Here is a 25,464-nt window from a genome sequence, read left to right as displayed (position 1 = left end):
TTACGCAATCCCCAGGATCTGCTGCTTAATCGCTTTTACACCTTCACGGGTTAGCCCCTGCTGCTTCGCGACAGTATCGATGGCTTCGGCGGCATCTTCAGTGGCGCGCTTGCGGATCTCTTGCTCGCGTTTCTCATTAACTGTGGTTGCCTGCTCCAGATGCTTAATAGATAGCGCCAACTCTTTCAGCATCTTTGGGTGGGCCGGTTCCTCGCTAGTCATCATCTCGGTGGATGTTTCAAAAATCATCGTCTGGACAAACTCATTCAAGAGTTTTCCAACCTGACCCTGCGGCGCATTACCCAGCTTACCGATCCACATTTCTGCGACTTCGCGAGACTCACGCACTTTTGCGCCTAGAGCCTCCATCCGCATGCTATAACGGTTGACTGCTGACTTACTGACGCGTTGCTCAATCCCTTCTTCAGCCAGCAATTCATTCACCCGCTGGGCGGTTTCTACCTGGCCGACAGCGGGATCTCTTAGCAAGGCATGCAACGCATCGCGGATCTCAGCGGGCAGCAGATCGATTGAGGATTTACGCGCCATCTTCTTTCATTCCTCTGAGCAAGTTTGACCGCTCTTCCATGACCGCTTTCTGAAAAGCTCTCTCCGCCTGAGCGGCTTCGGGATCATCTTTCAGAAACTGTTTTTTAAACCCTTCCAGGCCTTTGATATTTGCAGAGACTTCCGCAGCCACAACAACTCTGGCGAATGATGCCAAAACGGTTTTCTGAGCTTTGGTTAAAGGCTTAACGGCCATAACGGTTCTCCTTCAGGCTCCCGGCCCCGGACGTTTTACACCGGGCACAATCGCTTTGCCCTGGGCGACATCTAGGCCGCGCTGGGTGAGGGCCACAACCTGTACGCTGTTCAGTGACCAGATCCTGCTCGGTTAACCAGGCGATCTCTGAGTGCAGTTTGTCGCGGCTGACGCTGTGGCCGTACAGCTCCAACCCCCGCTGCAGAATGCTGCTGTTGATCTTGTAGTCAGCGTCTTCGGCCAGCAGTCGCAGCAATACCAGCCGTCGGTCTTCTTGCTCAAATTGAGAAAATGGCATGGTTTACCCCTTGTTGTTCATCAGGTAGTCGTGAATGCGATCTACCGTGTTGGTTACCCGGTCCAGCTTGCTGTCCAGTGCTGAAGACTGTGATTGCAGCTTGGCGATATCTTCATGCGTGGGGGCATGCTTCAGGTTTTCTTCAGCCGATATCACACGTCGTTCCAGCGCATCCTGACGATCATCCAGCGCTTGAATATCAGTGCGGTTCTGGTTGCGCCCGGTGCGAATCCAGACAGCAACACCGATACCGATGGTGAATATCCATTGCATTACATCCAGCCAGAACTTAGCTGCGTCCCAGTTAACGTCCATGTTTTTGTTCCTCAATCTGTTGGCAGTGAATGCAGCGGGCTGCGTTGGGTTTTGCCTTTAATCGGGCGGGTTGAATATCTACGCCACAACTGATGCAGATAACCACCCCGTCTCTGATATCCTGTTCGGGTTCTGAGCGTTTCAGCGCGTTATCCAGGGCGTCCTGGCGCTGGCGCATTTCCAGCTCTTTGGCGTGATCGAGAATGTCGGGCATTACTTCACCATCCCTTTAATCAGATCTATTGCTGGGGATGGGGTTTGCTTCCATTTACTGAACGCATCAACGGTACGCATACCCATGTAGGTGAACAACGGGCCATAGAGTACGCCTGCCACTATTGGGCTGGCTCCCGCTATGGTATACGCCACCAACACAGTGTCTTCAACATGATTGAACAGGGGCGCTATACGGCTGACCAGCTCGGCACCCAGCACATAAGCTGTGCCGGAATAGCCTGATAAACGAGCCATTTTCGGGCGGGTTTCTTTAACGTAGTCTGTGCCGTTAATGGCTTCGGTGCGGATGGTTTCCTGGGTTTCGTGGTGCATGCCCAACTGATGATTGAGCTGGTTCTTTTCGCGCTCAGCGGCGATGTCTTCCAGCTTCACTTTCAGCTGCATCACCACGACAACGTCTTCGGCAGGCATACCAGAAACGATCTGCTCAATATGTGCCTTAGCCCCGTCTGTGGACATCCCCCCGGCAACTTCAACCGCTGAGGCCAGCTTTTCAGATACTGAGGCCGCTTTATCGCCGCCGAACATCTGGCCTGCCATACGAATCAGCGACGGGCCTGCGGTGAGAAGGGCTGTTGCTATCAGAGACATGGGTATGCCTTCCAGCACAGTTCGAAGTGAGGGCCGTCTGAGTAAACCTTTTCACCCTGACGTTTTTTTCGCTCGATATATGCCTGACGGGCGGCTTCTGGTGTGTCGTAGGTATCGAGCAACGCCCAACCACCACCCCAGCGAATAGCGACGTTAAATTCTGCGGCGGCTTGCTTTATAGCGGCCGCTATCTGGTAGTAATACGGCCAGTCATAGCTAACTGTCCCGTCCACCCATGCCGCTAAATCAACTGCATGAGATACTTCGCCCAGCTCTGGGTTATTCGCGGGCACTCGGAGCAAATGGCGGCTATTGAGGGTTGCTGAATCGCCTGTTTTCACAAGCCAACGCTGCCGCTTAATCTCGCGCACTCCCTCGGTCACTGCAAAGTCAACAGCCGACAAGGCAAGTCCGCGCTCTACAACGGCGACCAGATCAGGATGTACTTGCTGCAGATTCTTTTTGGAACGTCGCCCCAAAGCGAATGGCTCTGGTGTATGGTTTTCAGGCATAAAAAATCCCCGTTAATCTGAAGTCCATTGATTTCGTTAGGACTCTAACGGGGATCTGGTGGGGGTGGGTTTAACCTAGGTTAGATGTTTTATGGGTATTTAATTCATTCCTGTCAGTTCGTCATCCTCGAAATACAGGTACTGACGATCATATTTTCCTGTGCAATACACCCACTGCTCATGAACCCCTGAGGCATAAACTGAACGATTGATATCGCAGGGTTTTCCCCAGGAGCGCTCGGCTTGTTTTTTGGTCATTCCAATGGCAACTTCATGATGCCAGATCATCTTCTTAAAACGCTCTTGCCGCAGGCGTTCTTCCCTTATAGCCTTAGATTTTTCGTTTAGGCGCTTTTGCTCTTCTGCCCAGCGCTGTCGACGCTCTTCTTTATAGTCATCATCGGGGATGTCCCCAGGCTCGAAAGAGTTATCGGGCACCGACGGTATATAGATATCAACCTCGTCAGAAGCACCTTGCGTACAAGGGGTTGATTGATACATCACACGGTCATTGGTCTTACATTTATAGATTTCTGCGTTAACAGGCAGCACCATGCTCATTAACGCTAACATAAATACGATTTTGATCATCGCTGAGACTCCTTTCCTCAAAACAGTTCTGGCTGTATCCGCTTGCGATAGTATGCCTGCTGTTCTTTGATAATTCGATAGACATGTGTCGCGGATATCTTGTACTTGTCTGCCAGTTCGTCTGGCTGAACGCCTCGCTCACTCCAATCCCTATGCAGCTCGACATCACGGATCGCCTTCTTTAACGCATCCAGCTTAGGCAGATAGAAATAGCGGCCACCGCAATATACTGACTGTTCGGCGAGGAGAGTATGGCTGATTTTCTGAGCCTCTGAACCACTATAGCCCAGGCGCTTTAACGATGCGCTGTAGATATCGACAAGTGCAGACAGATCGCGCGGCCACTTCTTTTGCACCTCTTCAGGGATAGCATCCAGATGATCTAATAAATCTTTAGAGAATGAGTCGTCACCCAGGAGGTCTTTCTGCTCTTCACTCATCGCCTGATTCTCTCTGTTTTGCGGCCTGACGCCTGACGTTGATCTCCAGCGCTGCAACCAGCTTGTGCAACTGGTCGGGCGCTAACCATTCAACCTTTTCAACCTTAAACATATGGCGGGCCATGCTGTGGGCGTAGTTCCAGTGCAGGCCGTTATCCGCCAGCAGCGCCTCGACTTTGCTCATCAGTGGGCGACGGCCCGCACCTGGGTTGGGCCGCTGCCCGAATGTTTGCGTTTTATTCTGAAAACCGCATTTTTTCAGATGGCTGATAACACGCCTCAACTCACTGATGGTCATCTTTGCGCAGCTGTTTTTACCAGTCAGGGAAAACAACATCTGCCGATAGGTATCGTCATCCAGACCCAGCTGCTTTTTAGCGATGTGGATCTGGGCCATTGCTGCTTTTCGTGGGTCTTTTGACATGTTCACCAGTCTGTATCCTTTATATCCATGATTGCGCTGCTAACCACCGCCCTGGCACTCCGGCGATTTGTTGTTGCAAGCCCAGCAGGCAGCGCCGGTATATCCGCGCCCTGGCCACTTTCCAGCACCCGTCTCAGGTAGTTGTGATTTGATAACGGCTTAAAATGGCCCAGCTGCTGTTTGGCCCGCATTGATTCCACCGTATGCACCAGCGCGGCCGTCAGGACGTTAGGCTCAGCCAGCTCTAACGCTTCATTTGCCAGGCGCAGGGCACGATCATTGGCGAGATCCCGGCTGGGGGAACGAAACAGCCCGATGTAAGTGACCAGGGCGGTGCCTGTGTTTTTCTCAAGCCGTGCCAGCAAAGCCAGCAGATCGCGCCCCGCTTCATCCTGAACCAGCGATTCAAGACTGAGGCGGCTATGGCAGATGGGGCAGCGGGTTAGTTGCATGTTGCTGACTCGCTCTGAAAACCAACACTCTCTAAACTGAGCCCTTCAACTTTCTTGTACTGTCGAACGAGTGTTGCAGCTGTCGAAAATACAGGCTCATACCATTCCATATGCTCTTCAAGCTTTGGAAACAACCTTTTAGCGTTGCGTTTACCGAGGCTTTTGATTATTTCCGCTCTTTTCTTTGGGCTATACAGTGACTTGGTTCGCTTGTGCCAAAGTACCTCTGTGAGAGGGTCATAGTGGTCACTCGTTTTCCAGCCCCAACCGATGCTTAACGTGCGATCAAAGTAAACGATCAACTCAAATCGACCTTCTTTAACCAGCTCTCGACGCACCAGAATCTTCTTGCCCTGGTAAGAAAAAACCACCTGGCTAAATTAGTTTTTCAGCTCGGTTTGTATGGCCTGCCATTGTTCTTTTGTGATGCTCATATCAATCTCGCTTGCTTATTCACAATCAGAAACAGCCCACGGGCCGCTTTTGATTATGGCCGCCGTAGCGGCCAGTACTTCAGATCGCCTGCCCAGCGTTGCCGCTGACGATATGCTGCTGAAGCGTCAGAATGGCAGACAATGTTGCTGGCAGTTCTTCGACAGATGGTTCCAGCGTAAAGCCGCTCCAACTAACATTCAGACCATCACGACTGAGGCCGATGCGAACACCCTCCGGTAGCTCTTTCATCATCTCTGCAACCGGATCTGCGGTGCGTTCTTGCGTCATCTCTAACGCTTTTGACTGTGGGGCGAGGACGGGGATATCGCTTTCATGAAAAGACATTCTGGCCACAGGTATTTTGGCGGGTTTGCTTTCAACTTCTGAACCATGCACGGGTGCAGCAGGTGTCTGGGGCGTTGATAGCCAGTTATGCTCTCTGGCTTCTTTCAGCCAGGCTTTAATCACTGCATACTGACTGTTAGATTGCAGTTTTACCGCACCTTTAATCTCTAACTGTTCCAGAACATTTTTCAGCTGTGTTTTTGAATCCAGCGCCGGGCAACGTGGCAGCATCGGGGTCAAACCGCAGGGGCCAATCGCATCGAGCGCTAAAACAACCTGCCGTTGTACTGTTGTTAGTTCCATAATGATCTCCGTTAATTTAGGATTTTTTCCTATTCCGCTTTTCTGGTTGCAGCGTTAGGCTGCAGTGGATAGATAAAATAAAGCCGTACCGGCGGTGGCTGACTATGGATGGTCAACACCAATGCCAAGCCCCCTTTGCGATGCAGAGGGGGCTTTTTATTTAGTTCAGGGCATCTTTCAACGACTTCAGCGCTTTAAACTTCGCAACTTTTGCAGCAGGTATTTCGATTGCTGCACCCGTTTGCGGGTTGCGACCGGTGCGCGCTGCGCGCTCACCTGTTGTCAGCTTTCCCAGGGCTGGCAGGGTGACTTCACCACCCGCCTTCAGCTGTTGAGTGGTAATGTCTCCCAGAGCGTTCAGCATTTTTTCAGCCTGTGCTTTAGTGCTATCGGATGCGTTTGCAATGGCGTTGATCAGTTCTGCTTTGTTCATTGAGTTTCCCCTTAGTTGTTAGCTGCTCATCAGTACCCAGCCGCTACGCTGAGTAGACGCCCGAAAGGGCGATAACAGGGACGTCTGCTGCTTTCGTGTTTTTGACGTCTTCGATTAGCTCTGGATATCGACACTCTTTTTGCATCTGCTTAAGCAAGCTGGCTTTCTCCTCCTTAAACGATGTTGAACACACCTCCCAACCAAAACGGGCTTTTAATGAATCAGCGCCAAAGTGTTTCACCTCCCAGGCTTCAACATTGGCGGCTTCAATTTCGCCACGCTGGGGAGCATTACTGTCATAACCGAAAACCTTAGCCATTGATTGCCTCCCGCATTTTCTTAGCCTGACGAAACCTAACCCCCTTTGTGCCATCGTCTTTCAGTGCAACTTCAAACAGCCCAAACCCGTCAATAGCGACTGTATGGCCCTGCGCCAGGTGCTGCAGAATGACGCTGCCCACGGCTTCTATCGCACTTTTCGCCTGCACCGGTGAAAGCCGCGCGCAAAATGCCACGTGGCTGGCCATTTGCTCTGCTGTAACAATGCTCATAACCACCTCCTAGTATTCAGACCCCATCTCATCTTCGATTTCCGTCGCGACACGTTCACCTTCTTCTTCAAAGAAAAGACGGATGTCATCAGGCGACTTGCCTTCGTCCTTTAGTATCTGGCCAATCTCATCAAGCACTATTTGTGTAGAAAGCAGATCCATCACATCCTCCTATAACGCCGCGATATCGAGTGATATCGGTTGATATTGCTCTGACTCTCCGACCCGCTCATACAGTCGCACATAGGTTTTTGAACCCGCGATCTGAATGCTGTCTGCGATCGCGGCCATCGCCTTGCTCCACTCGCTGTCATCGATCTTGATACGGCGAAGCCCTAACACTCGGCCGGTGCTGATGTTGCCCTCTTTGTCGACCTGGAACGCGTGATCGACCAGCACTTTGATCTTGTTATCAGAGCCTTCGGCCCAACGGTGAATGCAGCCATCTATCAATTCTTTAGCTACTTGCAGACGCTCATCGAAGACGATGTATTCACTGATCGCCCGTTGAATCTTGTACTTGCCGTCATAGCTGAGCAGGCTGATGTTGCCTTTTTTACCGCCCATTTTTACGCTGTAACGTTCGGCACTGAGGTCAACGAACGCGCTGATATCGCCCAGAGTGTTTAGCTTGAAGGTAGCCATTGCCTGCTGCAGCTCACGCGCTTTGATGACAATCTCCTGGACCAGGTCGTTGCGGGTGAGATCGATCTCGTCGATCAACTCGATTGGCACCAGACGACCGGCCTGATCTTGCAGATAGCCTTCGGGGATATGTTGTTGCACTGCGTGGTTCATGCGACCTCTCCTTTTTTCATAAAATTGGGGTTTTCCCAGTTCAGCAGCTCACGCCAGTCGCCCTGGTGGAGCTCAACAGCCTCTTTCAGAATGACACTGGTGGTTGTGCCGTTGTCATAACGTTCAGGGTTGATGTTGATGTACTCCTCTTCGATCACCAGCGCGTCTTTATGGTCGGTGGTGTCAGACTTGCCCGGCTTACCCCAAAACGTTAATTGCTGCCGCTCATATGTGGCTGGCAGATTGATAATCAGATAGTTCATGCATATTCCTCCCAGCGGATCTGGCAGTCGGCTACAAACGCAACGCGTTCGGTGCGGCGACGGCCCCCATCGCTGTAATAACGTGTAATGGCGCTTTCGAGCTGTTCGCAAGCACGGCCGGTGCGCACTTTTATTTGCGGTGACGTGGCTTCGATATTGATAGAGCAGACTGTCAGCCCCAGCGCTGCCAGCGTATTGACCGCCAAGTTCACCTTGGCCAGCCGTTCTTTGATAAAAGCGTTTTGCAAATCAACCTGAACATTAGTCATGGCTGTTCTCCCGACTCTCTGGATTACGTGAGCAGCTACGGCAGGCACGATAGAGTGCAATACGCTGCGGGTTGCTACTGATAAACGGCATTTCGCGTTGTTTTTGGCATTCTGCGCTTTCGATCATGCCCAGCACTGGGCATTCGACGGTGGCGCAGTAGGCCATGATTTTCTGCTCCATCCGGGCAATATTGGCCGGATATTTGTTTGCTAGCAGCGTGCTGACAGAAGCCCGATCGATGCCGATGCGGGACGCTGCGGCTTTCTTGCTGCCGGTTTCTTTCACCAGCATGACCAGCACCTGGATAAACTCCGGTGGCTGTTGGCCCCAGCCAGACAGATCTATATTCATTGCAACTCCTCCGGATCTTCCGCGAACATCACCTTATTGAGATTCGGGTCGTACAGGGTTTTAACCCGCTGAACCTGTGGCGCTCGTGGGCCGGTGTTCATGCTTGGCTTAAGACGAATTAGCTCTAGCCGATGCGGCGTACTGGCCCGCACCACCTGCAGATAACCGGCTTTTTTCAGCAGCGACAGGTAGGTTTTCACGTAAGCCAACTTCACATCTAAGCCGCTGGCTGCTACATGGTTTTCAATCTGTCTGGCATCCAGCACATCGAGAATGCGCAGCGTTCGCCACATGGCCTCTGATACCAGGCCCTGTTTTACCGGCTCGCCTTTGCGGGTAAGCCGTGGGGCTTCCAGGCCATCATCCTTTGTCAGCCGATACACCGCTTTTTTCAGATGGCCACGCGTCACTACCTCGACATAACCTCCGGCCTGCAAACACTGAAGATAGGTTTTAACGGTTTCGATCTCGGCATTGGCATGCTGTGCAACCGGCAGAATCTGAAACGCTTCACGCCGAATGCGCAGTTGTTCCCAGATGCGTTGGCGGGCACATTTACCGCCGATCATTTCTAGCTGAGCGGGTTTGCGATGGCCCTGACGTTCAATTTTTGCGCTTGCTGTCATGATGTTCTCCTTAACTTACAAGCGACGCTTTGGGGCTTCACCGGTGTAAAGCGCAGCTTTGCCCCAGACATCACGGGTGACTGACTCCCAGCCGCTGGTCAGCGCGGTGTCTTGTATCATTTCGAGATTGACAACAACCCGGCGAACGCTGCCCCCGGACAACTCGACCAGGTGCGTGAGCATGTCGTCTGCTATGTCCACTTCACCGGCGTATAACGGTACAAGCTTGCGAGCATCGGCGAGGGTGACAGGCTGCGCAGGCACCCAGCTCAAAACTCGGCCGTGAAAGCGTTCCCACTTTTTCAGTTTGTTGGGCAACTCCTCTTCGCCGATCATCAGGATGGGCGACTGGCTGGCCTCGTATAGATCACGAATCAGCTCTACTGCATTCTTTTCAACCAGGTGATCCATCTCATCCACAATCAGCGGTCGGCCGCTCATAGCCAGTTCCTGCGCGGCCTGGTCGAGCATCTGCGGGATCGTTGAGGCTGGACGCATTCCCATCTCTGCCAGAATGGCGGTGAGGGTGTGCCTTTTAGTCCAGACGCTTTTCGCTTGCACGTAGTAAGCCCGGCGGCGGTTTGCCACATAGGTTGCTGCCACTGACTTACCAAAGCCGGATGGCCCGTAGAGGCACACCATGCCCGGCAGGCTACTGGTTCGTTCCATGGCTTTTTCCAGCGCAACATCGCACAGTCCGATGTTGGCAATATCGGCGATTCCGCCGTTGACGTATGCATTCATGCTTGTCATGCTTTTGTTGCTCCTTTTGCTAGTTCGAATGGGCACCGGGATCAGAGGGTGCGAGCCTCTGGTCCCATCTCTTCTTCACGCCGTGCCCAGGCGGTAAACTCTTTGCTGCTGCTATATTTCTTAAACCAGAACTGATGTGCATCCGGTACCGGGCGACCATTTTTGTATGTTTGATACAGTGCAATGCGTTCGTGTGTTGTCATCTCTGCCGGTGAGCGATCCGCTGCTGATACGGTGACGGGTTCCCGCTCTTCGAGTACAGGCTGCATCCGATTGCTGAGCAGATCCGGGGTGATAGCGCCGATGCCGGGTATATACATCGGTTCGTCTTGCTCCAGTGCCGGGCGTCCGCGCAGCTCTGCTTCAACTTCATTAAGCTTCACTTCTAAGCGGCGTTTACGGCCCATGGCTCGCTGCTCCCGGGCGTTATCGATAACACTTTTCGGCATGTAATCGACTTTGTTGGCGTTCCACTCGGCTTTGCAGATGAGCGTCCCGGTTTCGGGTTCATACACCCAAATTGCATCAGGATCATTAATGTCGTAAGCGATATGCACTTGTTCGCCGTGCCACTCAGTCAGTGAGTGGCTGAAGTAGATATTGTTGATAAACTTAATCTCGCAGCGGTTAACGGTGCGCGTTGTACGGGGGCGGAAGATCTGAGCCGCTTCATCACCGGTCAGAAGCATGGGTGACCAGCCGTTATCCTGGTGTTGCTGCCAAAGCTCATCCGGGGTTATGTGGCGACGCTTGCCGCTTGCATCCGTAATCTTTGGCAGACTGCTGTGAGGGCGGGCGTTGTACCAGTTGATGCGCTCATTAACGAGTTCCATAAATGCGCTCCAGCCCATCAGGTGCATTGCTCCGCCGTGTTTTACAGCGGCACGGCTTAGCTTAAATTGGCCCTGCTTGGCTTCCTGATCCATATCTTTACCGATGAATCCCTGTTCCCCTTTGGCAGCATCAACCCATAAGGTTTGGTGAACACGTTCAATCACCCCACGAGCCTGGGAGCTATACGGCAACGAGTGGGTCATTGTGCTGCCGAGCCTGGCCATTACGCCGGTGGCTTTGTCTTTCATCAGGGCGTTGGCATAGCCGCCCCCGTTGTCGACGTAAATCAGTGCCGGTACCGCCTGGGTGCAGGAACTAATCAGGGCATCTAACACAGCGATACTGCTTTCTGCCAGGTCAACTGAAACACCCACCACCCGGCGAGTGGCTATGTCGATAAAGGTGGTGATCTCCGGACGGAAAGGGCGACCATGCCATGGATGCTGCACTTCTCCGTCATGGGTGTGGCCATCGGCGCTGTAGATATCAGCCGGTAGCAGCTGGCTAAAATCACGCCTAACAAAGGGCAGGATGTTTTTCAGCTCACGGGCACCCATCCGGCCTTTCTGCTTCGATACGTTGCCCATTTTCTTAATAAAACGGCGAACTGCATGGATGCTGGGGGGCGTGCCTTCATAATTAGCTGAAAACTGACGATAAGCATGCTCTACGCTGGGTTTTTCAGGGCGCGACCAGCACATCAGGAAGGCGTTGGCCCAGACCGGTGCTTTTAATTCCCGCTTAGATTTTGGGGCAAGGTTTTTAACATCGGTAGCAAACCAGCGCTTAATACTCCGAGGGCTGGGGTATTGCTCAACAGAGCGGCCGCGAGGATCTTTCGCCAGACGCAAAGCCGCATCTAACACAGGATTTATACTCTCTAACTGCCCGGTGCTGGCTTGTGTCAATAAAGTCGTGATAGCGGCTTCTTTGGTGACACCACTCTCACACATGGCGCTAATGGCGTTGATGACTGTGCCCCGTGCATCAGCAGTGCTGCGCTGACGGTGCGTCAGACTGGTTTCTGTCTGCAGGGTCGAGGCCGGTTTAGTAATGACCGTTTTAGATTCATGCAGACGCGGCATCATGACTGCAATCTGCTGCGCTTCTAACGCGTTACGGGCTTCATGAGGCAGGTTGCTGATGTGGTATTCATAGCCGCCACCTTTTCCCATGCGCTGCTGCGCTTCCCAACCTTCACGCTCGGCACGGCGAACGATAGTCGAATGAACAACGTTTAACGCTGATGCTATCTCCTTAGCTGTAAACCATTGCTTCATAATCTTTCCCTATAGCAGCTCAGGCTGCTGATATTTCTCAACATTGCCACGCTGATGCGCCAGGTCTTCGATAAGCACCGCGATAGCATCTATAACGTCTTGCTGCTCGCTCCGGTCTTCGTAGAAATCAAGCAACATAGCTATAACCTTGTTGCTATATGACCCAAGCTCATTCAGTTGACGATGTTCTGCCTTACGGCCTGTTGGCATCTCAACAACGAGCTTATTGGCGCTGCAGGCGAGATACTGAGAAACAAAATCAATTCCACAGGCCATTTCAAACGCTCTGATTTTAATAGCGGGCATCCGACCGGTTCCAAGCCATTTATAGAGCGTGTTGTAACTTGATTCGCACATCAGCTCGGCGATCTGGTCAACGCTTCTGTTATGCTTTTCACGCGCATGATCGACACACAATTCCAGAGCATGTGTAATGCTTCGCGCTCTTAACCGTTTCCAATCTTTACGGGCCATTTGTACTCCCTCGACTAACTCGCCATCCAAACAAAAATACTTTCTGTGTATATCCCTGGCGCTTTTCTGTAACTAAGATGAAAGCGAATCAGGAAAAGCGGATAGGCTTCGCTATATCAGGCTACTTGTTGCTGCGTTGACACCGTGGTGGTGCTAAACTTTGAAACGCCCTTATTCACATAACGCGAAGGCCAGATTGCTTCAGGCTTAGTTCCAAGAAACTCAGCAATGATCTTCTCGACTTTCGGGTAAGGGGCTTTGAAAACGTTGTATAACGTAGTTGGATTTTCATAGCCGTGATGACGGCCAAGCTCTGCCAGGCTTACGCCTTTTTTGCGGATCTCGGCCAGAACATCCTGGCGATGCCAATCCTGATTTGAGTGGGCTTTTTGCTTGCTCATTTTTTTACGCCTTTATTAACCAGTTTTATTTAGCTGTGTGGCTCACTGCTATAAGTAAAACATAACACGCATAAACGTGCATTAGCAATACGTTTTTACGTGCAAAAGTATGTTATTCCGTTCTTTCTGATTGGTTTTTGTGTAACTAATTGATTTTTAAGTGCTATTCAATGTAACGTTTTAACGTCCCATTGTTTGGCTTAATGCAAAAGTTAGCTAGATATAAGGTTTGCAATGAGTACAGGTGAACGATTACAGGTCGCTCGGAACTATTTAAGCTTGTCTCAGGAGGCGATGGCAGAAGCTATAGGCTCGAAAAAACGTGGCTACCAGGATAACGAACGTGATCGCTCAGTTCCTGGAGGAAAGGTTATAGAAGGCTTTGTTAAGCTGGGCATCAATGCCAATTGGCTTTTGACCGGAGAGGGCCCAATGCTTACAGCCGACCTTTCTCCGGAAGAAAAGCCGAGAGAGTGCGCGGTTAGATCATTTGCTGGTGATTACGGTGTAGATGCTGAAAGAGATGTGTACGCGAAGCAAGGCATGCAAAGCATTGAAGATGCCATGCCTATTGTTGATGGCGCATTATCTGAAGCGGGGTTAGGTGTTGATAAACACTGGAGACGGATGATCGCAAGCTGGGTGGCGCAGTACGGTTTTGAAGGGCAGCATATCAAGGACTTGGCGTCACTCATCAGCTCACAGGCAGAACTGGCCAATGAGTTCGCGTTAATCCCTGGCTATAACGTAGAAGTTTCCGCCGGTAGTGGTGCGTTCCCTAACAGCGAACAGCCATCACGCCGTCTGGCGTTTCGCCATAAATGGCTGCGATATAAGGGGTTAAGCGAAAAAGACCTGGTACTGGTTTTCTCGCGTGGTGATAGCATGGAGCCAACCATCAGCGATAACAACACGCTGATGATAGATACCAGCCAACGAGAGCTAAGCGATGGTGCCATCTATGTTATTCGTGTGAACTCGCACCTGGTCGTTAAACGCGTTCAGACACTGCTGAACCGAGATATCATGCTGATAAGCGATAACACCGCCTATCACCCGGAAACGCTGAAGCCCGAGCAACTGAATGACCTGGAAGTGATAGGTAAGGTTGTCTGGATAGGAAAGGACGTTTAATAGCGAAGGATCGCTATTAGCGCCTGTTTTGTCCGCAGTGACAAAAACCTCGCTCAAAAGTGGATTGCTCGAATTCAAAAACCGCAAAACGCAAAATTTCTAACACACTCAATTCTCCCGCGAAGTTTCCCTCAATCCCACGAACCACGGGCATCCCATTAATTCCCATCCATTCCCGCTATATCCCGCTTATATATGCCAATAAGATCACTAGATCACAGATTATTCGTCGCTTCGCTCCTCCCCTTCGGGCCATCGTCAAAGAGCGACGATGTTGTAATGGCCTTCGGCCATCGCTCCGCCTCCGGGCACCACTTCAGGTGTCATTAAAGCCTCGCTACGTAGTGAGGCTTTTTTGTATCTGCAACACCGCAGGGCGGAACACGAACCGGTTCGATTATTCGTCGCTTCGCTCCTCCCCCTTCGGGCCATCGTCAAAGAGCGACGATGTTGAATGCGCAAGCGCATTGATCCGCCTCCGGGCACCACTTATTTTTGATAGAGCCTCGCTCATCTTGCAGGAAGAGAGTTGGGGCTTTTTTATGTCTGGAAGAATGTTCGGGCGTCCTCGAACCTGGTTCGATTATTTGCGTTTTCTGCTTACACCGAGGGCCATCGTCAAAGAACAGCGATGTTGTCATGGCCTTCGGCCATCGCTCCGCCTCCAGGCACCACTTATTTTTGATAGAGCCTCGCTCATCTTGTAGGAAGAAAGTTGGGGCTTTTCGCTTTCTGGAGTGGGGTAAATTTTCATTCCAAGTCATTCATAACTAAATCGGCCCCTTCTTTTTCAAGCAAGTAAAACGAAGTTTACGCCTGACAACGAGCTAGCCGCAAAGCGGCGGTCTGGCCACTGTCCTTACCTCGGTGTTCTCTGTGGTGAGTATTCTCTTGATGCTTTGATTTACCACAGAGGACACAGAGAACACAGAGAACACAGAGATGGTTTATCCCGCTTCTTGTTGATGTTGCTGGCGGTAGTGGCTGGGGGAGAGCCCCAATTCCTTATTAAATAACCGGCGTAATGAACTTTGGCTACTATAACCGACCCTCTCCACGATCTGTTCGATGCTGAGGCTGGTTGTTTCCAATAGCAACTTAGTCTGTTCCAATCTAATGCGCTGATGATAGTCAGACAGGTTCATACCGTTGGCTTTTTTAAACCGGCGTGACAGGGTTCTCAAACTGACCGAATGCATCTTTGCCAACGCTTCCATATTCAGTTTCTGAGAAATGTCTCTTTGTAATTGACTCTCAACCGCCAGAACCAGACTATCCTGATGGTCTGTTTGCTCCTGTATAAACAGATAGGGTGATGCATAGCTTTGAGATGCGTCGATTAACATAGTCTTCGCGGCACTCTGGGCTAGCTGCCTTCCCACTTGCTGCTCGACAATCGTTAGCATAACGCTCAGGTTTGCGGTCATTGAGCCGGTGCAGTATGTACCTTCATTTTTCACAAGTAGCTGATCAGCTCGATGTTTAACTCCGGAATAACGACTACGAAAAAGTCCGCCAAGCCACCAGGCGGTCGTTGCTTCTTTGCCTTCCAACCCCCCGGTTTCAGCCAATAGAAAAACCCCACTGCAATTGGCGGCGATCACTGTTTGCTGCTGCACTCTGCGTTGCAACCAGTGTCTCTCTTTGTCGAGCGATTTGAGGTTTTTAAGTAGCGATTTTGCATCCAAGTGATGAATACCTGGCACCACAATTAAGTCCGCCGGAGGCGCGTTTTCCAGGGAAGAATCCACCATCAAACGCATGCCATTTGAACAGGTCACAGGCTCTCCGGTAAGCGACACCAGCCGACAATTGTACAGATCGCTGTCTTCACCGCGCTGTTGCTTCCATATCGTATTGGTAACATTAAACACATCAAAGGGAGAACACAGACCGGAGGCCTGGCATCCATCAAATGCTAATCCAAGTATTTGGTACATATTGTCCTGATTCGCGCGCTAATTGACAGTTTTATGTCTCATTCTTGTCGATAGTGCCGGGTAGACTAACCTACCAGTTATTTGAAATAAAGCCTGAAGGTGATCAAAAATGAGCCAATTCCCAATAAGCCGCTATCCTGTCCCCGATCTGGACGCTTTACCCGCAGATATTCTTTCTCGTATCTTAGCAGTGCAGGAGAAGGCACGTTTTATTCCCAATGTATTTTTAACCCTCGCCCATCGCCCAGAAGAATTCAGAGCGTTCTTTGCCTATCACGATGCCATTATGGAGCGTGAAGGAAGCACTCTTAGCCCGACTGAAAAAGAGATGATAGTCGTTGCCACCAGCGCTGCGAATGGCTGTCAATACTGCGTTGTGGCACATGGGGCTCTGCTCCGCGTTTTTTCTAAAAAACCCCAGCTAGCCGATCAGATAGCGGTAAACTATCTCCATGCCCCTATCAGCGAAAAGCAAAAAGCTATGCTGGCATTTGCTCTTAAGCTGTCACGGACTCCGGAATTAGTCGCACAATCTGATTATGACCAGCTCAAGAGCCACGGCTATGATGATGAGGATATTCTGGACATGGCAGGCATTACAGCGTTCTTCGGGTTATCAAACAGGATGGCTATCGTTACTAACATGCAGGCCAACAGTGAATTCTACACGATGGCACGAGAGTCAAAATCCTGATCTGCCTTATTAAAAACAAGCACATGGATGTGTTAAAAGAATCTTCCGGGGCAGGCCAACCTTACGCTTACAGCTGTTTGATATAAGCCTCCTGTGAAGCCCGATTAACTGGTCTGCCTAACTCTGTATCTGCATTTTTACGTTTGTTTCTGCTGAATAAAGAAGGAAAAAGGGCACTGGTTTATTTTCTATCGCTTAAGAATATTCATAACTAAATCGGCCCCTTCTCTTTCGAGCAAGTAAAACGAAGTTTTACATCTGGCAACGAGCTAGCCGAGAAGCGGTGGTCTGGCCACTTTCCCTATCTCTGTGCCCTCGGTGTTCTTAGTATGCCCCCTGGGTACTGTGATGAGTTTTCTCTTGAAGCTTTGATCTACCACAGAGATCACGGATAAGGGTTGTCAGCACGTTACCAGTACTTATTCTCAGCTCTGGTTTCTCTCATCTAAGCCCTATAAAACGCCGGAAAAATCGCATTATCGTCTGGATGGTTACCGGGGCTAACCCGCACCTCATCAGGGTTTACGCTGGGGTCGGTGCCGGGTCTGGGGTCCCAGATGGCGTCGTCGCCCAGCCAGCGGGTTGAGAACGCCATCCGGTCCTGGGTGGTTGACTGGTTGCCGGGGGAACCATGCAGCGTCCAGGCGGAGAACAGCAGGGCATCACCGGGTTGCAGATCGAAACCGATGATATCGAAGTTTTTGCGGTCGGCTTCAATATCGGGGCAGGGGATGCCCTCACCGGTGCCGGTCCAGCTATTGGCTTTTTCGCCTGAGGCACCAAAGGCTTCTGGCAGGTAGAAAACATCATCACGATGAGAGCCCCGGACAAACTCCAGGCCACTGCCCGCCACTGTTACCGGGGTCAGTGCCAGCCATATGGAGGCGATCTGTTTACCCCTGAATGGCCAGTAGGGCACGTCCTGATGCCAGGGGGTTGGCGTGGTGGTTTCCGCTTTCTTGATTAGCAGATGGTCAAAATAGAAACGCACGGTCTGGCTCTGCATCGCCTGGGCGGCCAGGCGGGCACAGCCGGACTCTTTTGCGTACTGATACACCAGATCATTGGAACGCCACAGGTAGCGGTCGGTGAACATACGACCTTTCTCTGTGCCAGGATTTCCGTCGTTGCAGAGCTTGCCCGGGTGATCAAGCTGGTACTGGCCAAACGCTGTCAGTTTTTCAACCCACTCAGGGTCAACCGCGTTGCGCAGACAAACAACGCCGTCCTGCTGATACTGGCGGATCTCATCTGCTGTCAAATCTCTCTGGGCCATGCCGGTTTCCTCTTATATTTATTGTTGACCCGACTATAGCGCCATCAATATTATTGATTAAGTCGATAATTTTGATAACTGTTATGGAAAAATTTGATTACAGTACGCTGAGTTTCAAAAGCCTCAGGACACTCAAGCTAATCTATGAGCAGGGTTCCCTGACGGCAGCAGCGATTGAACTGGGACAGAATCAACCTGCCGTCAGTTATACCCTGGAGCAGATGCGTGAAGCACTGCACGACCCTCTGTTTGTGCGTTCAGGCCGGGGCGTTTCACCAACCCGTCGCTGCCACCAGATCATGCCGGAGATTGAGAACCTGCTTCGGGGGATGTCAGAACTACTCCAGCCAGAGGAGTTTGAGCCCGCCAATGCCGATCTGGATGTCACGCTCTCCTGCAACCAGTATGAACTGCAGGTGATCGTTCCGGAACTGGTACAAAGAATAAGCAGGCTAGCGCCCAATATCCGCATGATATTTATCCAGTCACACCTCAGTGGCCATCAACAGCTGCAGCGCGGTCAGTGTGATCTGCTGCTGTCACCCGTGCTGCAGGATTATGAAGCACTCTATCAACGCGCGCTGTTTCAGGATCGCTATGTGTGCCTGATGTCTGCAGAACATCCGTTAGCCCGACGGCAGATCAGCCTCGAAGAGTATATCCAGGCCCGACATTTAGAGGTTCGTTACGAAGGTGGCTGGAAGCCTCTCTACCTGAATACCCCGGAACTTCAGGGGGTGAATCTGAATGTCGGACTGCGTCTGCCCAGTGTCTCCAGCTTTATTCCGACCATTGCCAATACCGGTCTGATCATGACGTTGCCTGAACGTTTAGCACGACTGATTGGTGGGCCGATGCAGATTAAAGATCCCCCTTTCAGTTGCCGCTTCGAGCTGAACCTTTACTGGAACAAGATCACCCACCACTCGAAGGCTCATCAGTGGATACGAGAGCAGATTATCAATACCTGTACCAGGCTGGATACCACAGAATAAGCAGAAAGGGATAGGGATAGACGACAGGGCTGTTTGTTCAACGACTGGAACAGATGCCTGACCGCTCTAAGAGCGGGCTATTTTATAACGGGGTCCGGGTTACTCATCAGACTAAGCATCTCCGGCCACGGCAGCGGCCGGGATAGAAAATACCCCTGTACCCAGTCACAGCCTATCTGTTGCAGATAATCCAGTTGCTCTTGTGTTTCCACCCCTTCAGCAACCACCCGCAACTCATATAGCTCGGCCAGTTCCTCAATAATCCTGACCATTTTATGCCGCGCAACATTAGCTGAAAACAGATCATTCACAAATGACCGGTCAATTTTAAGACAGTCCGCAGGGTAGTTTATTAACTGCCTGAAAGCGGTAAAGCCGGTACCAAAATCATCCAGTGCCAGTGAGATACCCAGCGCTCTGAGCTCATTGAGTATCGTCCGGCTCTTATTGTCGTCTACAACAAAGGCGGTTTCAGTAATTTCAAACTCAACAGAAGAGGGAGTCACGCCATAGGTATTGAAGAGCGCTTTCACCTGCGCCGGGAACAGTTCATTATGCAGCTCTACGCCGGAGATATTGATGCAGAGTTTGCCACTGAAACCAGTTGCGGACTGAAGCTCTACCAGCCGTTCCAGGGCATTACTGATCACCCATAGATCGATCTCTTTGATCAGACTGGTTTTCTCCGCAATCTGGATAAAACGATCCGGGCCAATACCATCGGATTGCAGGTTTTCTGCCCGCAACAACACTTCAAGCCCGACGATCTCAAGCGTCTGGCAATCATACATCGGCATAAAGACCAGGGAGAAGAAGTTGTGCTTCAACGCGACTCTCAAAGCACTCTCAATCCGGTCCTGATCGCGCAACTCCCCGGCCAGTGCATCAGAATAATATTCAAAGCGGTTCCGGCCGTTGCCTTTGGCCTGATACATCGCCAGATCTGCACGATGGATCAGTTCTGAGGCGGTTTCGGCATGTTGCGGATAGAGGGCGATGCCGATACTGGCATACACCGAATGACTAATCCCCTGCACGGGCAGTCCCTCTTCAAATAGCTGCAGAATACGCTCAGCCACCTCCCGGGTTCGGTTGATGAGGTGCGGGCCATTTACCACGACCACAAACTCATCTCCCGCCATCCGTCCCAGTTCAAGCTGAAAAGATGGATTCAGTTCCTCCGCCAGTTGTCTGAGCCGGGCACTAAAGGTGCCTAAGAGTTGATCACCCATATCATGGCCATAGTTATCATTGACCTTTTTAAAATTATCCAGGTCGATATAAAGCAGGCCGACATGCCGATCGGGCGCTTTGCTGCTATGTAGTAATGATTCAAGCCGATCCTTTATATTCCAGCGGTTTGGCAGGCCCGTCAGGGTGTCAAAAAAGGCCATTTTGTGCATATCCGCATCATGCATCGCAATCAGCATCGCTTGTGCACGCTCCTCTGAATGCAACGTTGCCAGACAGATCAGATAGAGCGCGGCCAGGGTAAACTCAATACGTATCGCTTCGGTCGACGAATAACTTGCCAGTAAAAGTCCCGAAAAGGGGGTTAGCAGAAGCACACCGCAGATAATCAGAAAACAGCCGTACAGCAACACCGCCGTTCTGAAGCGGTTGATGAAGATGTTGATCGCCAGCAGCGGATAGACCCAGAAGATTCCGGTATTTTCCCGTCCACCGGTTATCAGCAAGGTCAGCGACAACACCACGCAAAGACTGTTGATTGCGATAATTCCAAAGCGGATATTGTCATGCCGATGCAGCTGATACAGGGCAACATAACCCAGGCTCATACACCCCAGCAGGATAGTCCCCAGCAGATACATATGATCAATAATCGTCAACGAACCAAACACCAGCAGGAAAGAGGTGCCTATCACCAGCAGTAGTTTGCATAACAGAATATATCGACTATTCCGGACAGACCGGAGTTCATCGCTGCTTTTGGTGCTATGTATCATCAGGCTCCGTATCTCTTCTATTGATTCTGAATGAGTGCGTTGACTCCGTTTTTGGTAAGCTCATCCCAGACAATGACGACTCTCTGCTGACGCAATACAGAAAGCGGGCAACTATATCGGAAGCTTATACAAAAAACAGTCATCGTTTACACCAGACTCACCCATTATGGGGAACCATAAAGAACCCGGGCGAAGCACAACAGGGCATTACCCGGCAGGAGATCAAAACCAGTTTTAGCGGCCGGCTCCGATATCAAGACAGCGTCACCCAACCGGATAAAACACCGGAATCAGGAAGCTCAGCGATAACCACATGATGATGGTGAGCGGGATACCGACCTTCAAAAAGTCATTAAAGCTGTATCCCCCAACGGTCATCACCAGCAGATTAGTCTTATAAGCCATCGGTGTGGCATAGCTCATATTAGCCCCAAACAACACAGCCAGCACAAAAGGCTCGACCGGCATGCCAAGCTGATTGGCTATGCCTATCGCTATCGGTGTGCCGATCACGGCGGCAGCATTGTTTGAGACGATATTGGTCATTATCGCCATCAACAACATCAGGCCGCTTAACTGCATGGTCACCGACAGATCCGCCGTCAGATAGACAAAGCCTGCGGCCATCGCATCGGCGGCCCCGGTTTCAAGCATCGCAAAACCCAGCGCTAATGATGCGGCAACAATCAGGATAATCTGGGCATTAACGGCTTCAGCCATATCTTTCCAGCCGAGGCAGTTTGTCAGTGCCAGTAGCAATACGCCGCAGACGGCACTGATGGCGATAGGGAGAAGTCCCAGCGCTGAAATAGCCACCACAGCGATCATAATCATCAACGCCAGGGGGGCTTTTTCAGAGTGGGGAATATGAGATGTAGCGTCGAGTACTAATATCTTGCCTTGCTGTTTAAGCTCTGCGATGGTTTCGCTGGCGCCTTGCACCAGCAGTACGTCCCCCAGCTGTAGCTGTGTATTGTCTATATCCGCAACGGCCTGACGGCTCTGTGGACCGACACGATGCAACGCCAGAACAACCAGTTGATATCTGTCAGCAAAACGCGTTTTTGAAACCGACGTGTTGAGTAGCGGTGACCCCTGGGCAATGATAATTTCAGCTAACTGTTGCCCCTCTGCCTGCAAAGGGTGATCCTCGTCTATTTTTGTCTCACTGCCATACAGGTCGGCATCTAACAGCTGTTCATAGGCTTTCAGGTTTTCAGGCGTGTCACTGACTAACAACTGATCCCCCGGTTTCAAAGTCAGTTGCCGGGAAGCAACGGTCAGCGCATCGCTGCCCGCCCTTCTGACATATTTAATGCTAACCCGCTTATCGGTCTGTTCAATCACCTCTTCGACCGTTTTACCATCGGAAAAGCCATCCTCATTGATATGCAGTGCAGCAGAAAAAATTCGTGGCGACGCATCCCCCAGCTCGGACGCCCTCTCAGGTAAAATTCTGGGTGCCACCAGCCATAAATAGATAATTGCCAACAGGCTGCTGAGCGCCACCGGCCCGATAAACTCAAACATGGAGAAGGGGGCCATCCCCATACTGACGGCCACCGACACCACCAGCAGATTAGTCGATGTGCCGATGGTGGTTCCCATGCCGCCGATCAGGGTGGCGAAGCCCATCGGCATCAGAATACCTGAAGCCGATGTTTTGGTCTGCAACGAGACACTGATAAGGATGGGCAACAGTAAGATAACAATGGGGACATTATTCACAAAGGCACTCAGTGCCGCACCCACAATCAGCGTCAGCAAAAAGGACAGCTTCGGCGACACCTGCCATAAACGGGTAAGCGCCCTGCCAACTGGCTCAAGTGCGCCAGTCCGGGCCAGTGCGTGGCCAATGATCATCAGCGCAGTCACCGCAATCAGTGCTTCATGGCCAAACCCGGAAAAAAAGTCGACCGCATGAATGGTTTTACCATCAGCGGTATAGGGAAAGAGCTGAAAACCGGTTGCCAGCGCGGCCAGGACAAATAAACTGGAGGATTCCAGCGGTAACCAGTCCCGCGTGAACAGAAACAGAGCCAGAGCTGTGAGCAATAAAACAGCAATGGCATGCGTATTCAATACTATTTCGGCGGGCATCATTATCTGCACTACTCAGTCGGTGAAGGCGTCTGAACCAGTTTAGCAAAGCTAGCCTGATAAAAGACTACGCATGACAATAAAGATTGCGGATCAAAGGGTTATCAGGAGCATATCAGCATTAAGAGCCCCCAACACGGTTAACTCAACCTTCCCATCATATCGGCTTTGCGTGCCACCATTTTCTCAGCCAGTTTATGGCTACCACCACTGTTGATAATCACCTGACGTATCTGTTCGTTGGGGATCAGGGCGACGACCCTGATCGCCTGTTTTACCTCGTCCTCTGTCATATCGGCGAAGAGTTTAAGGGCATGGGGATTGCCTCTGTCCCGTCGTAATACAGTGAGTTCTTCCACCTGAAGACCAAAGGCTTTGCCTTTAGGGTCTCCATGGGCGCGAAAGGCCAGTGCGCCGCCAACGTCCAGAGTGAGAACTTTGCCATTTTTCACCCCCTGATTATCACCATCGAAACCCGCAGCATCCCAGTTTGCGGTCCAGGCATGTACCCCGAACCATTGCTGAGCCTGTTTACGTTCGCTCTCGCTAAAGTGGGCGATATGCTTTTTATCAAGGGCTAACCATTCGGTGACGATCTGACAGGGATCGACACTGTTGTGATAGGTCAGGGTTGGCGCTCCGGCCAGTTGATAGAGTCTTGCGGCGATCAATTCATTGCGGGCATGCATCGGGGATTCAAGCGATTTCACATAGTAGCGCTGGCCGTTGTGATCCTGAAAGATTCCGGCAGGGTTGCTGCCGATCTGACCGGCGACCCGCTGCATTTTCTGAGTATCAATCACACTGCACCCGGCATGCATCACAGCTCATCGGAAATAGCCTGAGTTTGCCGCACAAGAGTCAGTTGCGAGGGTGTTTCTATGGCACCTTTTCGCGCCCGGCGCACCGTTTTAATCGCCACTTTAGGGTTCATACCCAACTCAACCAGCAACCGGGCAGCGATCATCCCTGCCCTGCCAAGCCCGCCCTTACAGTGCACCAGAATATCTTCGCCATGACGCAGCCTGTTGCGGATATCCCGCCCCTGAGTGACCCACTGCTGCTCAAACATCTCATTGGGAACCGAGTAATCCTCTATCGGCAGATGTAGCCAGCCGATCCCTCTGCGCTGGGTGGCGACCCCAAGATCAGGGACTTTCAGTTGTCTGAGCTCAAAGGCTTCCACCAGAGAGATAACCAGCTTTGCCCCCCAGTCAGCGATCACGTCAAGATCGGTATCCAGATCCCTGGCCCAGGCACCAGTAATCGCAAAAGGGTCATGTTTACCCGGACAGAAGGTGATGCCGATGCGGCCAAAAGAGTCAGCCGCACGAACCTCGGCTATCTGCAGGGGATGGGACTCACTGGTTCTTGTTACCATTGTCTCTCCAGTAGTTTACTCGGCACCTGATAGAGCACCGGTTCAGACTTGTGCGACAAATTGTCAGAAAAGTAACGTTGTTTACCTTCCAGTATCGTTATGTTTTCCACCGCACATCTGCCTTTAATACACAACTCAGATCTCTTCCAGACACCGTCACATATAGGCTCAGGAGCATTCAGGGCCAGCCTGTTGAAGCAGCAGCCCTGTTAATGACGGGAAGGATAGGAGAGGATCTGCAAGAAGTGTGCAAGCTTTGTTCTTTGGGAGGCAGAGTTAATGAGCAGCACAAATGGACATCAACGATGGGGCAGGCGCTTTACATTTGCAGGCACCAGAGGGCAAATAACGGCGTCTCCACAGACCTCATCGAATGAACAATATCCGCGGGATTATAGACAAGGCCGCCATGGCCCGGCGACCACCAGGGGTTATCATTTTGTCGCCAGAGACCTTCGCTCAGAACAATATAGAGCTCTTCAGGTGGATGCTGGTGATCCGGATAGGTTATCCCGGGTCGCATCAGGGTAACGCCAACCACCAGATCATCCCGCCGTTCCAGCCCCCGGGGGCCGATAATCTCAGCGTTTGCATGACCGATCATAAAGTCAGGCATATCGGGGGCCGGCCTTTTGTACCATGCCAGATAGTCTGCGATATTGAAGAAAGACCCGACCAGCGGATGCACTTCTGCGGGCAGAGATTGATAGCTGCTTTTCACCTGCAACAGGATGTCACTCAAAGGGTTGGCCTGCACCATTCGCGGGGATAGCTCGCCTTGCCGTTCAAGGCGCTGACTCATCGCTGTTACCATGCTGCGGGCCTCTGACGATAATCCATCAGCGTCGTTTAGTGTTCTGAGCAACTGCACCCGGAAATCATCATATCGAATATCCATAAAGTACCTTTAAAACTTACTTATCGCCTGATGCTTGCAGCTTTTTGATATAGGCCTCCATAGACGCCAGATTAAGCTGATCAACCTGGCTCTGAATCTGAAACTTAACGTTCGCCTTTGCCTCTGCGGAATAGAGGCGATAGAGGACAACGTTAACCCCCAGAGATAACACAAACAGCAGAGCAATAACGATCATCGCATCCAGATGTAACTCAAACTTTTTCAACGCTCAATTCCTCTGTGGAGAATGCTTAAACCCAATGGTTAAACAGTAACACAGGGCTTATTACCGATATATTTGTTCAGCAATTTTTTACTCCGTTTGCTACATCGGCAGGC

The 25,464-nt window shown here is 51.3% G+C and carries 36 protein-coding genes and 1 other RNA gene; 3 read left to right on the top strand and 34 right to left on the bottom strand.

The window, feature by feature from the left end:
* From BMY09_RS04355 to BMY09_RS04235, 26 genes are all read right to left on the bottom strand, one after another.
* Positions 1-549, bottom strand: coding sequence for a DUF3486 family protein (locus BMY09_RS04355; protein WP_091354515.1), 549 nt, complete (start codon positions 547-549; stop codon positions 1-3).
* Positions 539-763, bottom strand: coding sequence for a hypothetical protein (locus BMY09_RS04350; RefSeq protein WP_091354513.1), 225 nt, complete (start codon positions 761-763; stop codon positions 539-541). Before BMY09_RS04350 ends, BMY09_RS04355 begins: the two co-directional genes overlap by 11 nt.
* The gene (locus BMY09_RS04345) at positions 753-1,061 is read right to left on the bottom strand and encodes a VpaChn25_0724 family phage protein (RefSeq protein ID WP_245756499.1); all 309 of its coding nucleotides are present in this window, start codon (positions 1,059-1,061) and stop codon (positions 753-755) included. Before BMY09_RS04345 ends, BMY09_RS04350 begins: the two co-directional genes overlap by 11 nt.
* 3 nt (positions 1,062-1,064) lie before the next feature.
* Positions 1,065-1,376 carry a DUF2730 family protein gene (locus tag BMY09_RS04340; RefSeq protein ID WP_091354511.1) on the bottom strand — a complete coding sequence of 104 codons (312 nt, stop codon included), beginning with the start codon at positions 1,374-1,376 and terminating at the stop codon, positions 1,065-1,067.
* Complete coding sequence (locus BMY09_RS04335) at positions 1,366-1,590, bottom strand: TraR/DksA family transcriptional regulator (protein ID WP_091354508.1); 225 nt, start codon at positions 1,588-1,590, stop codon at positions 1,366-1,368. Before BMY09_RS04335 ends, BMY09_RS04340 begins: the two co-directional genes overlap by 11 nt.
* Positions 1,590-2,204: a hypothetical protein gene (locus BMY09_RS04330; RefSeq protein ID WP_091354504.1), complete on the bottom strand. Its 615-nt coding sequence runs from the start codon at positions 2,202-2,204 to the stop codon at positions 1,590-1,592. Before BMY09_RS04330 ends, BMY09_RS04335 begins: the two co-directional genes overlap by 1 nt.
* Positions 2,195-2,716, bottom strand: a complete 522-nt coding sequence (locus BMY09_RS04325) for a M15 family metallopeptidase domain-containing protein (RefSeq protein WP_091354501.1) — start codon at positions 2,714-2,716, stop codon at positions 2,195-2,197. The genes BMY09_RS04330 and BMY09_RS04325 overlap by 10 nt, the downstream gene beginning before the upstream one ends.
* 99 nt (positions 2,717-2,815) lie before the next feature.
* Positions 2,816-3,307, bottom strand: coding sequence for a DUF4124 domain-containing protein (locus BMY09_RS04320; protein WP_091354498.1), 492 nt, complete (start codon positions 3,305-3,307; stop codon positions 2,816-2,818).
* Positions 3,308-3,324: 17 nt separating this feature from the next.
* Complete coding sequence (locus BMY09_RS04315) at positions 3,325-3,747, bottom strand: Mor transcription activator family protein (protein WP_091354494.1); 423 nt, start codon at positions 3,745-3,747, stop codon at positions 3,325-3,327.
* Positions 3,740-4,171: a gp16 family protein gene (locus BMY09_RS04310; RefSeq protein WP_091354491.1), complete on the bottom strand. Its 432-nt coding sequence runs from the start codon at positions 4,169-4,171 to the stop codon at positions 3,740-3,742. Before BMY09_RS04310 ends, BMY09_RS04315 begins: the two co-directional genes overlap by 8 nt.
* A gap of 2 nt (positions 4,172-4,173) precedes the next feature.
* Entirely contained in the window at positions 4,174-4,623 is a 450-nt protein-coding gene (locus tag BMY09_RS04305) for a hypothetical protein (RefSeq protein ID WP_091354489.1), read from the bottom strand.
* Positions 4,614-4,961: a hypothetical protein gene (locus BMY09_RS04300; RefSeq protein ID WP_139203132.1), complete on the bottom strand. Its 348-nt coding sequence runs from the start codon at positions 4,959-4,961 to the stop codon at positions 4,614-4,616. Before BMY09_RS04300 ends, BMY09_RS04305 begins: the two co-directional genes overlap by 10 nt.
* A gap of 175 nt (positions 4,962-5,136) precedes the next feature.
* Complete coding sequence (locus tag BMY09_RS22325; protein WP_091354484.1) at positions 5,137-5,706, bottom strand: hypothetical protein; 570 nt, start codon at positions 5,704-5,706, stop codon at positions 5,137-5,139.
* 160 nt (positions 5,707-5,866) lie between these two features.
* Positions 5,867-6,139: an HU family DNA-binding protein gene (locus BMY09_RS04290; RefSeq protein WP_091354482.1), complete on the bottom strand. Its 273-nt coding sequence runs from the start codon at positions 6,137-6,139 to the stop codon at positions 5,867-5,869.
* Between the two features lie 16 nt (positions 6,140-6,155).
* An RNA gene (locus tag BMY09_RS04285) (hammerhead ribozyme type II) lies at positions 6,156-6,228 on the bottom strand.
* A 222-nt stretch (positions 6,229-6,450) separates the two neighbouring features.
* Positions 6,451-6,690 carry an HU family DNA-binding protein gene (locus tag BMY09_RS04280; protein WP_091354480.1) on the bottom strand — a complete coding sequence of 80 codons (240 nt, stop codon included), beginning with the start codon at positions 6,688-6,690 and terminating at the stop codon, positions 6,451-6,453.
* Positions 6,691-6,699: 9 nt separating this feature from the next.
* A complete protein-coding gene (locus BMY09_RS22110) occupies positions 6,700-6,852 on the bottom strand; it encodes a hypothetical protein (protein ID WP_175483439.1) in 153 nt (50 codons plus the stop codon).
* A 9-nt stretch (positions 6,853-6,861) separates the two neighbouring features.
* On the bottom strand, positions 6,862-7,488 hold the full coding sequence (locus BMY09_RS04275; RefSeq protein WP_091354478.1) for a DUF3164 family protein: 627 nt from the start codon (positions 7,486-7,488) through the stop codon (positions 6,862-6,864).
* Positions 7,485-7,751, bottom strand: a complete 267-nt coding sequence (locus BMY09_RS04270; protein WP_091354475.1) for a hypothetical protein — start codon at positions 7,749-7,751, stop codon at positions 7,485-7,487. Before BMY09_RS04270 ends, BMY09_RS04275 begins: the two co-directional genes overlap by 4 nt.
* Entirely contained in the window at positions 7,748-8,020 is a 273-nt protein-coding gene (locus BMY09_RS04265; protein ID WP_091354472.1) for a hypothetical protein, read from the bottom strand. The genes BMY09_RS04270 and BMY09_RS04265 overlap by 4 nt, the downstream gene beginning before the upstream one ends.
* Positions 8,013-8,372, bottom strand: a complete 360-nt coding sequence (locus tag BMY09_RS04260) for a hypothetical protein (RefSeq protein WP_091354469.1) — start codon at positions 8,370-8,372, stop codon at positions 8,013-8,015. Before BMY09_RS04260 ends, BMY09_RS04265 begins: the two co-directional genes overlap by 8 nt.
* Positions 8,369-8,998: a hypothetical protein gene (locus BMY09_RS04255; RefSeq protein ID WP_091354466.1), complete on the bottom strand. Its 630-nt coding sequence runs from the start codon at positions 8,996-8,998 to the stop codon at positions 8,369-8,371. The genes BMY09_RS04260 and BMY09_RS04255 overlap by 4 nt, the downstream gene beginning before the upstream one ends.
* Before the next feature lie 15 nt (positions 8,999-9,013).
* Positions 9,014-9,751, bottom strand: a complete 738-nt coding sequence (locus tag BMY09_RS04250; protein ID WP_091354463.1) for an AAA family ATPase — start codon at positions 9,749-9,751, stop codon at positions 9,014-9,016.
* Positions 9,752-9,792: 41 nt separating this feature from the next.
* Positions 9,793-11,865, bottom strand: coding sequence for a Mu transposase C-terminal domain-containing protein (locus BMY09_RS04245; RefSeq protein ID WP_091354459.1), 2,073 nt, complete (start codon positions 11,863-11,865; stop codon positions 9,793-9,795).
* A gap of 9 nt (positions 11,866-11,874) precedes the next feature.
* A complete protein-coding gene (locus tag BMY09_RS04240) occupies positions 11,875-12,339 on the bottom strand; it encodes a hypothetical protein (RefSeq protein WP_091354456.1) in 465 nt (154 codons plus the stop codon).
* Between the two features lie 116 nt (positions 12,340-12,455).
* A complete protein-coding gene (locus tag BMY09_RS04235) occupies positions 12,456-12,740 on the bottom strand; it encodes a helix-turn-helix domain-containing protein (protein ID WP_091354452.1) in 285 nt (94 codons plus the stop codon).
* Between the two features lie 234 nt (positions 12,741-12,974).
* Here BMY09_RS04235 and BMY09_RS04230 point away from each other — a divergent pair, with 234 nt between their 5' ends.
* Positions 12,975-13,874 (top strand): XRE family transcriptional regulator, encoded by a 900-nt coding sequence (locus tag BMY09_RS04230; protein ID WP_245756498.1) that lies wholly within the window; start codon positions 12,975-12,977, stop codon positions 13,872-13,874.
* A 947-nt stretch (positions 13,875-14,821) separates the two neighbouring features.
* Here the strand turns inward: BMY09_RS04230 and BMY09_RS04220 are convergent.
* Complete coding sequence (locus BMY09_RS04220) at positions 14,822-15,814, bottom strand: GlxA family transcriptional regulator (RefSeq protein WP_091354445.1); 993 nt, start codon at positions 15,812-15,814, stop codon at positions 14,822-14,824.
* 109 nt (positions 15,815-15,923) lie between these two features.
* On the opposite strand from BMY09_RS04220, the gene BMY09_RS04215 reads away from it, so the two are divergent.
* Positions 15,924-16,508 carry a peroxidase-related enzyme gene (locus BMY09_RS04215; protein ID WP_091354441.1) on the top strand — a complete coding sequence of 195 codons (585 nt, stop codon included), beginning with the start codon at positions 15,924-15,926 and terminating at the stop codon, positions 16,506-16,508.
* 445 nt (positions 16,509-16,953) lie between these two features.
* Here the strand turns inward: BMY09_RS04215 and BMY09_RS04210 are convergent, their stop codons facing one another.
* Positions 16,954-17,784, bottom strand: a complete 831-nt coding sequence (locus tag BMY09_RS04210; protein ID WP_091354438.1) for a phytanoyl-CoA dioxygenase family protein — start codon at positions 17,782-17,784, stop codon at positions 16,954-16,956.
* Positions 17,785-17,867: 83 nt separating this feature from the next.
* On the opposite strand from BMY09_RS04210, the gene BMY09_RS04205 reads away from it, so the two are divergent.
* A complete protein-coding gene (locus BMY09_RS04205; RefSeq protein ID WP_091354436.1) occupies positions 17,868-18,779 on the top strand; it encodes a LysR family transcriptional regulator in 912 nt (303 codons plus the stop codon).
* 77 nt (positions 18,780-18,856) lie between these two features.
* On the opposite strand, the gene BMY09_RS04200 is transcribed toward BMY09_RS04205, so the two are convergent.
* From BMY09_RS04200 to BMY09_RS04175, 6 genes are all read right to left on the bottom strand, one after another.
* Complete coding sequence (locus BMY09_RS04200; protein ID WP_091354434.1) at positions 18,857-20,746, bottom strand: putative bifunctional diguanylate cyclase/phosphodiesterase; 1,890 nt, start codon at positions 20,744-20,746, stop codon at positions 18,857-18,859.
* A 264-nt stretch (positions 20,747-21,010) separates the two neighbouring features.
* A complete protein-coding gene (locus tag BMY09_RS04195; protein WP_175483438.1) occupies positions 21,011-22,849 on the bottom strand; it encodes an SLC13 family permease in 1,839 nt (612 codons plus the stop codon).
* Between the two features lie 137 nt (positions 22,850-22,986).
* Positions 22,987-23,649: a hypothetical protein gene (locus BMY09_RS04190; protein ID WP_217647392.1), complete on the bottom strand. Its 663-nt coding sequence runs from the start codon at positions 23,647-23,649 to the stop codon at positions 22,987-22,989.
* A gap of 17 nt (positions 23,650-23,666) precedes the next feature.
* Positions 23,667-24,227 carry a cyclin-dependent kinase inhibitor 3 family protein gene (locus BMY09_RS04185; protein WP_091354429.1) on the bottom strand — a complete coding sequence of 187 codons (561 nt, stop codon included), beginning with the start codon at positions 24,225-24,227 and terminating at the stop codon, positions 23,667-23,669.
* 319 nt (positions 24,228-24,546) lie between these two features.
* Positions 24,547-25,125, bottom strand: a complete 579-nt coding sequence (locus tag BMY09_RS04180) for a dimethylsulfonioproprionate lyase family protein (RefSeq protein WP_091354427.1) — start codon at positions 25,123-25,125, stop codon at positions 24,547-24,549.
* A 16-nt stretch (positions 25,126-25,141) separates the two neighbouring features.
* On the bottom strand, positions 25,142-25,351 hold the full coding sequence (locus tag BMY09_RS04175; RefSeq protein ID WP_091354424.1) for a hypothetical protein: 210 nt from the start codon (positions 25,349-25,351) through the stop codon (positions 25,142-25,144).
* Positions 25,352-25,464 lie beyond the last annotated feature (113 nt).

The sequence above is a fragment of the Amphritea atlantica genome (assembly GCF_900111095.1).
Taxonomy (GTDB): domain Bacteria; phylum Pseudomonadota; class Gammaproteobacteria; order Pseudomonadales; family Balneatricaceae; genus Amphritea; species Amphritea atlantica.
The sequence above is the reverse complement of the archived record's forward strand: the minus strand, read 5'-3'. Positions and strand labels throughout refer to the sequence as shown.

What these genes read in the sequence shown, in the direction of transcription:
- BMY09_RS04355 (WP_091354515.1), bottom strand. Translation starts at nt 549, where the DNA reads ATGGCGCGTAAATCCTCAATCGATCTGCTGCCCGCTGAGATCCGCGAT.
- BMY09_RS04350 (WP_091354513.1), bottom strand. Translation starts at nt 763, where the DNA reads ATGGCCGTTAAGCCTTTAACCAAAGCTCAGAAAACCGTTTTGGCATCA.
- BMY09_RS04345 (WP_245756499.1), bottom strand. Translation starts at nt 1,061, where the DNA reads ATGCCATTTTCTCAATTTGAGCAAGAAGACCGACGGCTGGTATTGCTG.
- BMY09_RS04340 (WP_091354511.1), bottom strand. Translation starts at nt 1,376, where the DNA reads ATGGACGTTAACTGGGACGCAGCTAAGTTCTGGCTGGATGTAATGCAA.
- BMY09_RS04335 (WP_091354508.1), bottom strand. Translation starts at nt 1,590, where the DNA reads ATGCCCGACATTCTCGATCACGCCAAAGAGCTGGAAATGCGCCAGCGC.
- BMY09_RS04330 (WP_091354504.1), bottom strand. Translation starts at nt 2,204, where the DNA reads ATGTCTCTGATAGCAACAGCCCTTCTCACCGCAGGCCCGTCGCTGATT.
- BMY09_RS04325 (WP_091354501.1), bottom strand. Translation starts at nt 2,716, where the DNA reads ATGCCTGAAAACCATACACCAGAGCCATTCGCTTTGGGGCGACGTTCC.
- BMY09_RS04320 (WP_091354498.1), bottom strand. Translation starts at nt 3,307, where the DNA reads ATGATCAAAATCGTATTTATGTTAGCGTTAATGAGCATGGTGCTGCCT.
- BMY09_RS04315 (WP_091354494.1), bottom strand. Translation starts at nt 3,747, where the DNA reads ATGAGTGAAGAGCAGAAAGACCTCCTGGGTGACGACTCATTCTCTAAA.
- BMY09_RS04310 (WP_091354491.1), bottom strand. Translation starts at nt 4,171, where the DNA reads ATGTCAAAAGACCCACGAAAAGCAGCAATGGCCCAGATCCACATCGCT.
- BMY09_RS04305 (WP_091354489.1), bottom strand. Translation starts at nt 4,623, where the DNA reads ATGCAACTAACCCGCTGCCCCATCTGCCATAGCCGCCTCAGTCTTGAA.
- BMY09_RS22325 (WP_091354484.1), bottom strand. Translation starts at nt 5,706, where the DNA reads ATGGAACTAACAACAGTACAACGGCAGGTTGTTTTAGCGCTCGATGCG.
- BMY09_RS04290 (WP_091354482.1), bottom strand. Translation starts at nt 6,139, where the DNA reads ATGAACAAAGCAGAACTGATCAACGCCATTGCAAACGCATCCGATAGC.
- BMY09_RS04280 (WP_091354480.1), bottom strand. Translation starts at nt 6,690, where the DNA reads ATGAGCATTGTTACAGCAGAGCAAATGGCCAGCCACGTGGCATTTTGC.
- BMY09_RS22110 (WP_175483439.1), bottom strand. Translation starts at nt 6,852, where the DNA reads ATGGATCTGCTTTCTACACAAATAGTGCTTGATGAGATTGGCCAGATA.
- BMY09_RS04275 (WP_091354478.1), bottom strand. Translation starts at nt 7,488, where the DNA reads ATGAACCACGCAGTGCAACAACATATCCCCGAAGGCTATCTGCAAGAT.
- BMY09_RS04270 (WP_091354475.1), bottom strand. Translation starts at nt 7,751, where the DNA reads ATGAACTATCTGATTATCAATCTGCCAGCCACATATGAGCGGCAGCAA.
- BMY09_RS04265 (WP_091354472.1), bottom strand. Translation starts at nt 8,020, where the DNA reads ATGACTAATGTTCAGGTTGATTTGCAAAACGCTTTTATCAAAGAACGG.
- BMY09_RS04260 (WP_091354469.1), bottom strand. Translation starts at nt 8,372, where the DNA reads ATGAATATAGATCTGTCTGGCTGGGGCCAACAGCCACCGGAGTTTATC.
- BMY09_RS04255 (WP_091354466.1), bottom strand. Translation starts at nt 8,998, where the DNA reads ATGACAGCAAGCGCAAAAATTGAACGTCAGGGCCATCGCAAACCCGCT.
- BMY09_RS04250 (WP_091354463.1), bottom strand. Translation starts at nt 9,751, where the DNA reads ATGACAAGCATGAATGCATACGTCAACGGCGGAATCGCCGATATTGCC.
- BMY09_RS04245 (WP_091354459.1), bottom strand. Translation starts at nt 11,865, where the DNA reads ATGAAGCAATGGTTTACAGCTAAGGAGATAGCATCAGCGTTAAACGTT.
- BMY09_RS04240 (WP_091354456.1), bottom strand. Translation starts at nt 12,339, where the DNA reads ATGGCCCGTAAAGATTGGAAACGGTTAAGAGCGCGAAGCATTACACAT.
- BMY09_RS04235 (WP_091354452.1), bottom strand. Translation starts at nt 12,740, where the DNA reads ATGAGCAAGCAAAAAGCCCACTCAAATCAGGATTGGCATCGCCAGGAT.
- BMY09_RS04230 (WP_245756498.1), top strand. Translation starts at nt 12,975, where the DNA reads ATGAGTACAGGTGAACGATTACAGGTCGCTCGGAACTATTTAAGCTTG.
- BMY09_RS04220 (WP_091354445.1), bottom strand. Translation starts at nt 15,814, where the DNA reads ATGTACCAAATACTTGGATTAGCATTTGATGGATGCCAGGCCTCCGGT.
- BMY09_RS04215 (WP_091354441.1), top strand. Translation starts at nt 15,924, where the DNA reads ATGAGCCAATTCCCAATAAGCCGCTATCCTGTCCCCGATCTGGACGCT.
- BMY09_RS04210 (WP_091354438.1), bottom strand. Translation starts at nt 17,784, where the DNA reads ATGGCCCAGAGAGATTTGACAGCAGATGAGATCCGCCAGTATCAGCAG.
- BMY09_RS04205 (WP_091354436.1), top strand. Translation starts at nt 17,868, where the DNA reads ATGGAAAAATTTGATTACAGTACGCTGAGTTTCAAAAGCCTCAGGACA.
- BMY09_RS04200 (WP_091354434.1), bottom strand. Translation starts at nt 20,746, where the DNA reads ATGATACATAGCACCAAAAGCAGCGATGAACTCCGGTCTGTCCGGAAT.
- BMY09_RS04195 (WP_175483438.1), bottom strand. Translation starts at nt 22,849, where the DNA reads ATGATGCCCGCCGAAATAGTATTGAATACGCATGCCATTGCTGTTTTA.
- BMY09_RS04185 (WP_091354429.1), bottom strand. Translation starts at nt 24,227, where the DNA reads ATGGTAACAAGAACCAGTGAGTCCCATCCCCTGCAGATAGCCGAGGTT.
- BMY09_RS04180 (WP_091354427.1), bottom strand. Translation starts at nt 25,125, where the DNA reads ATGGATATTCGATATGATGATTTCCGGGTGCAGTTGCTCAGAACACTA.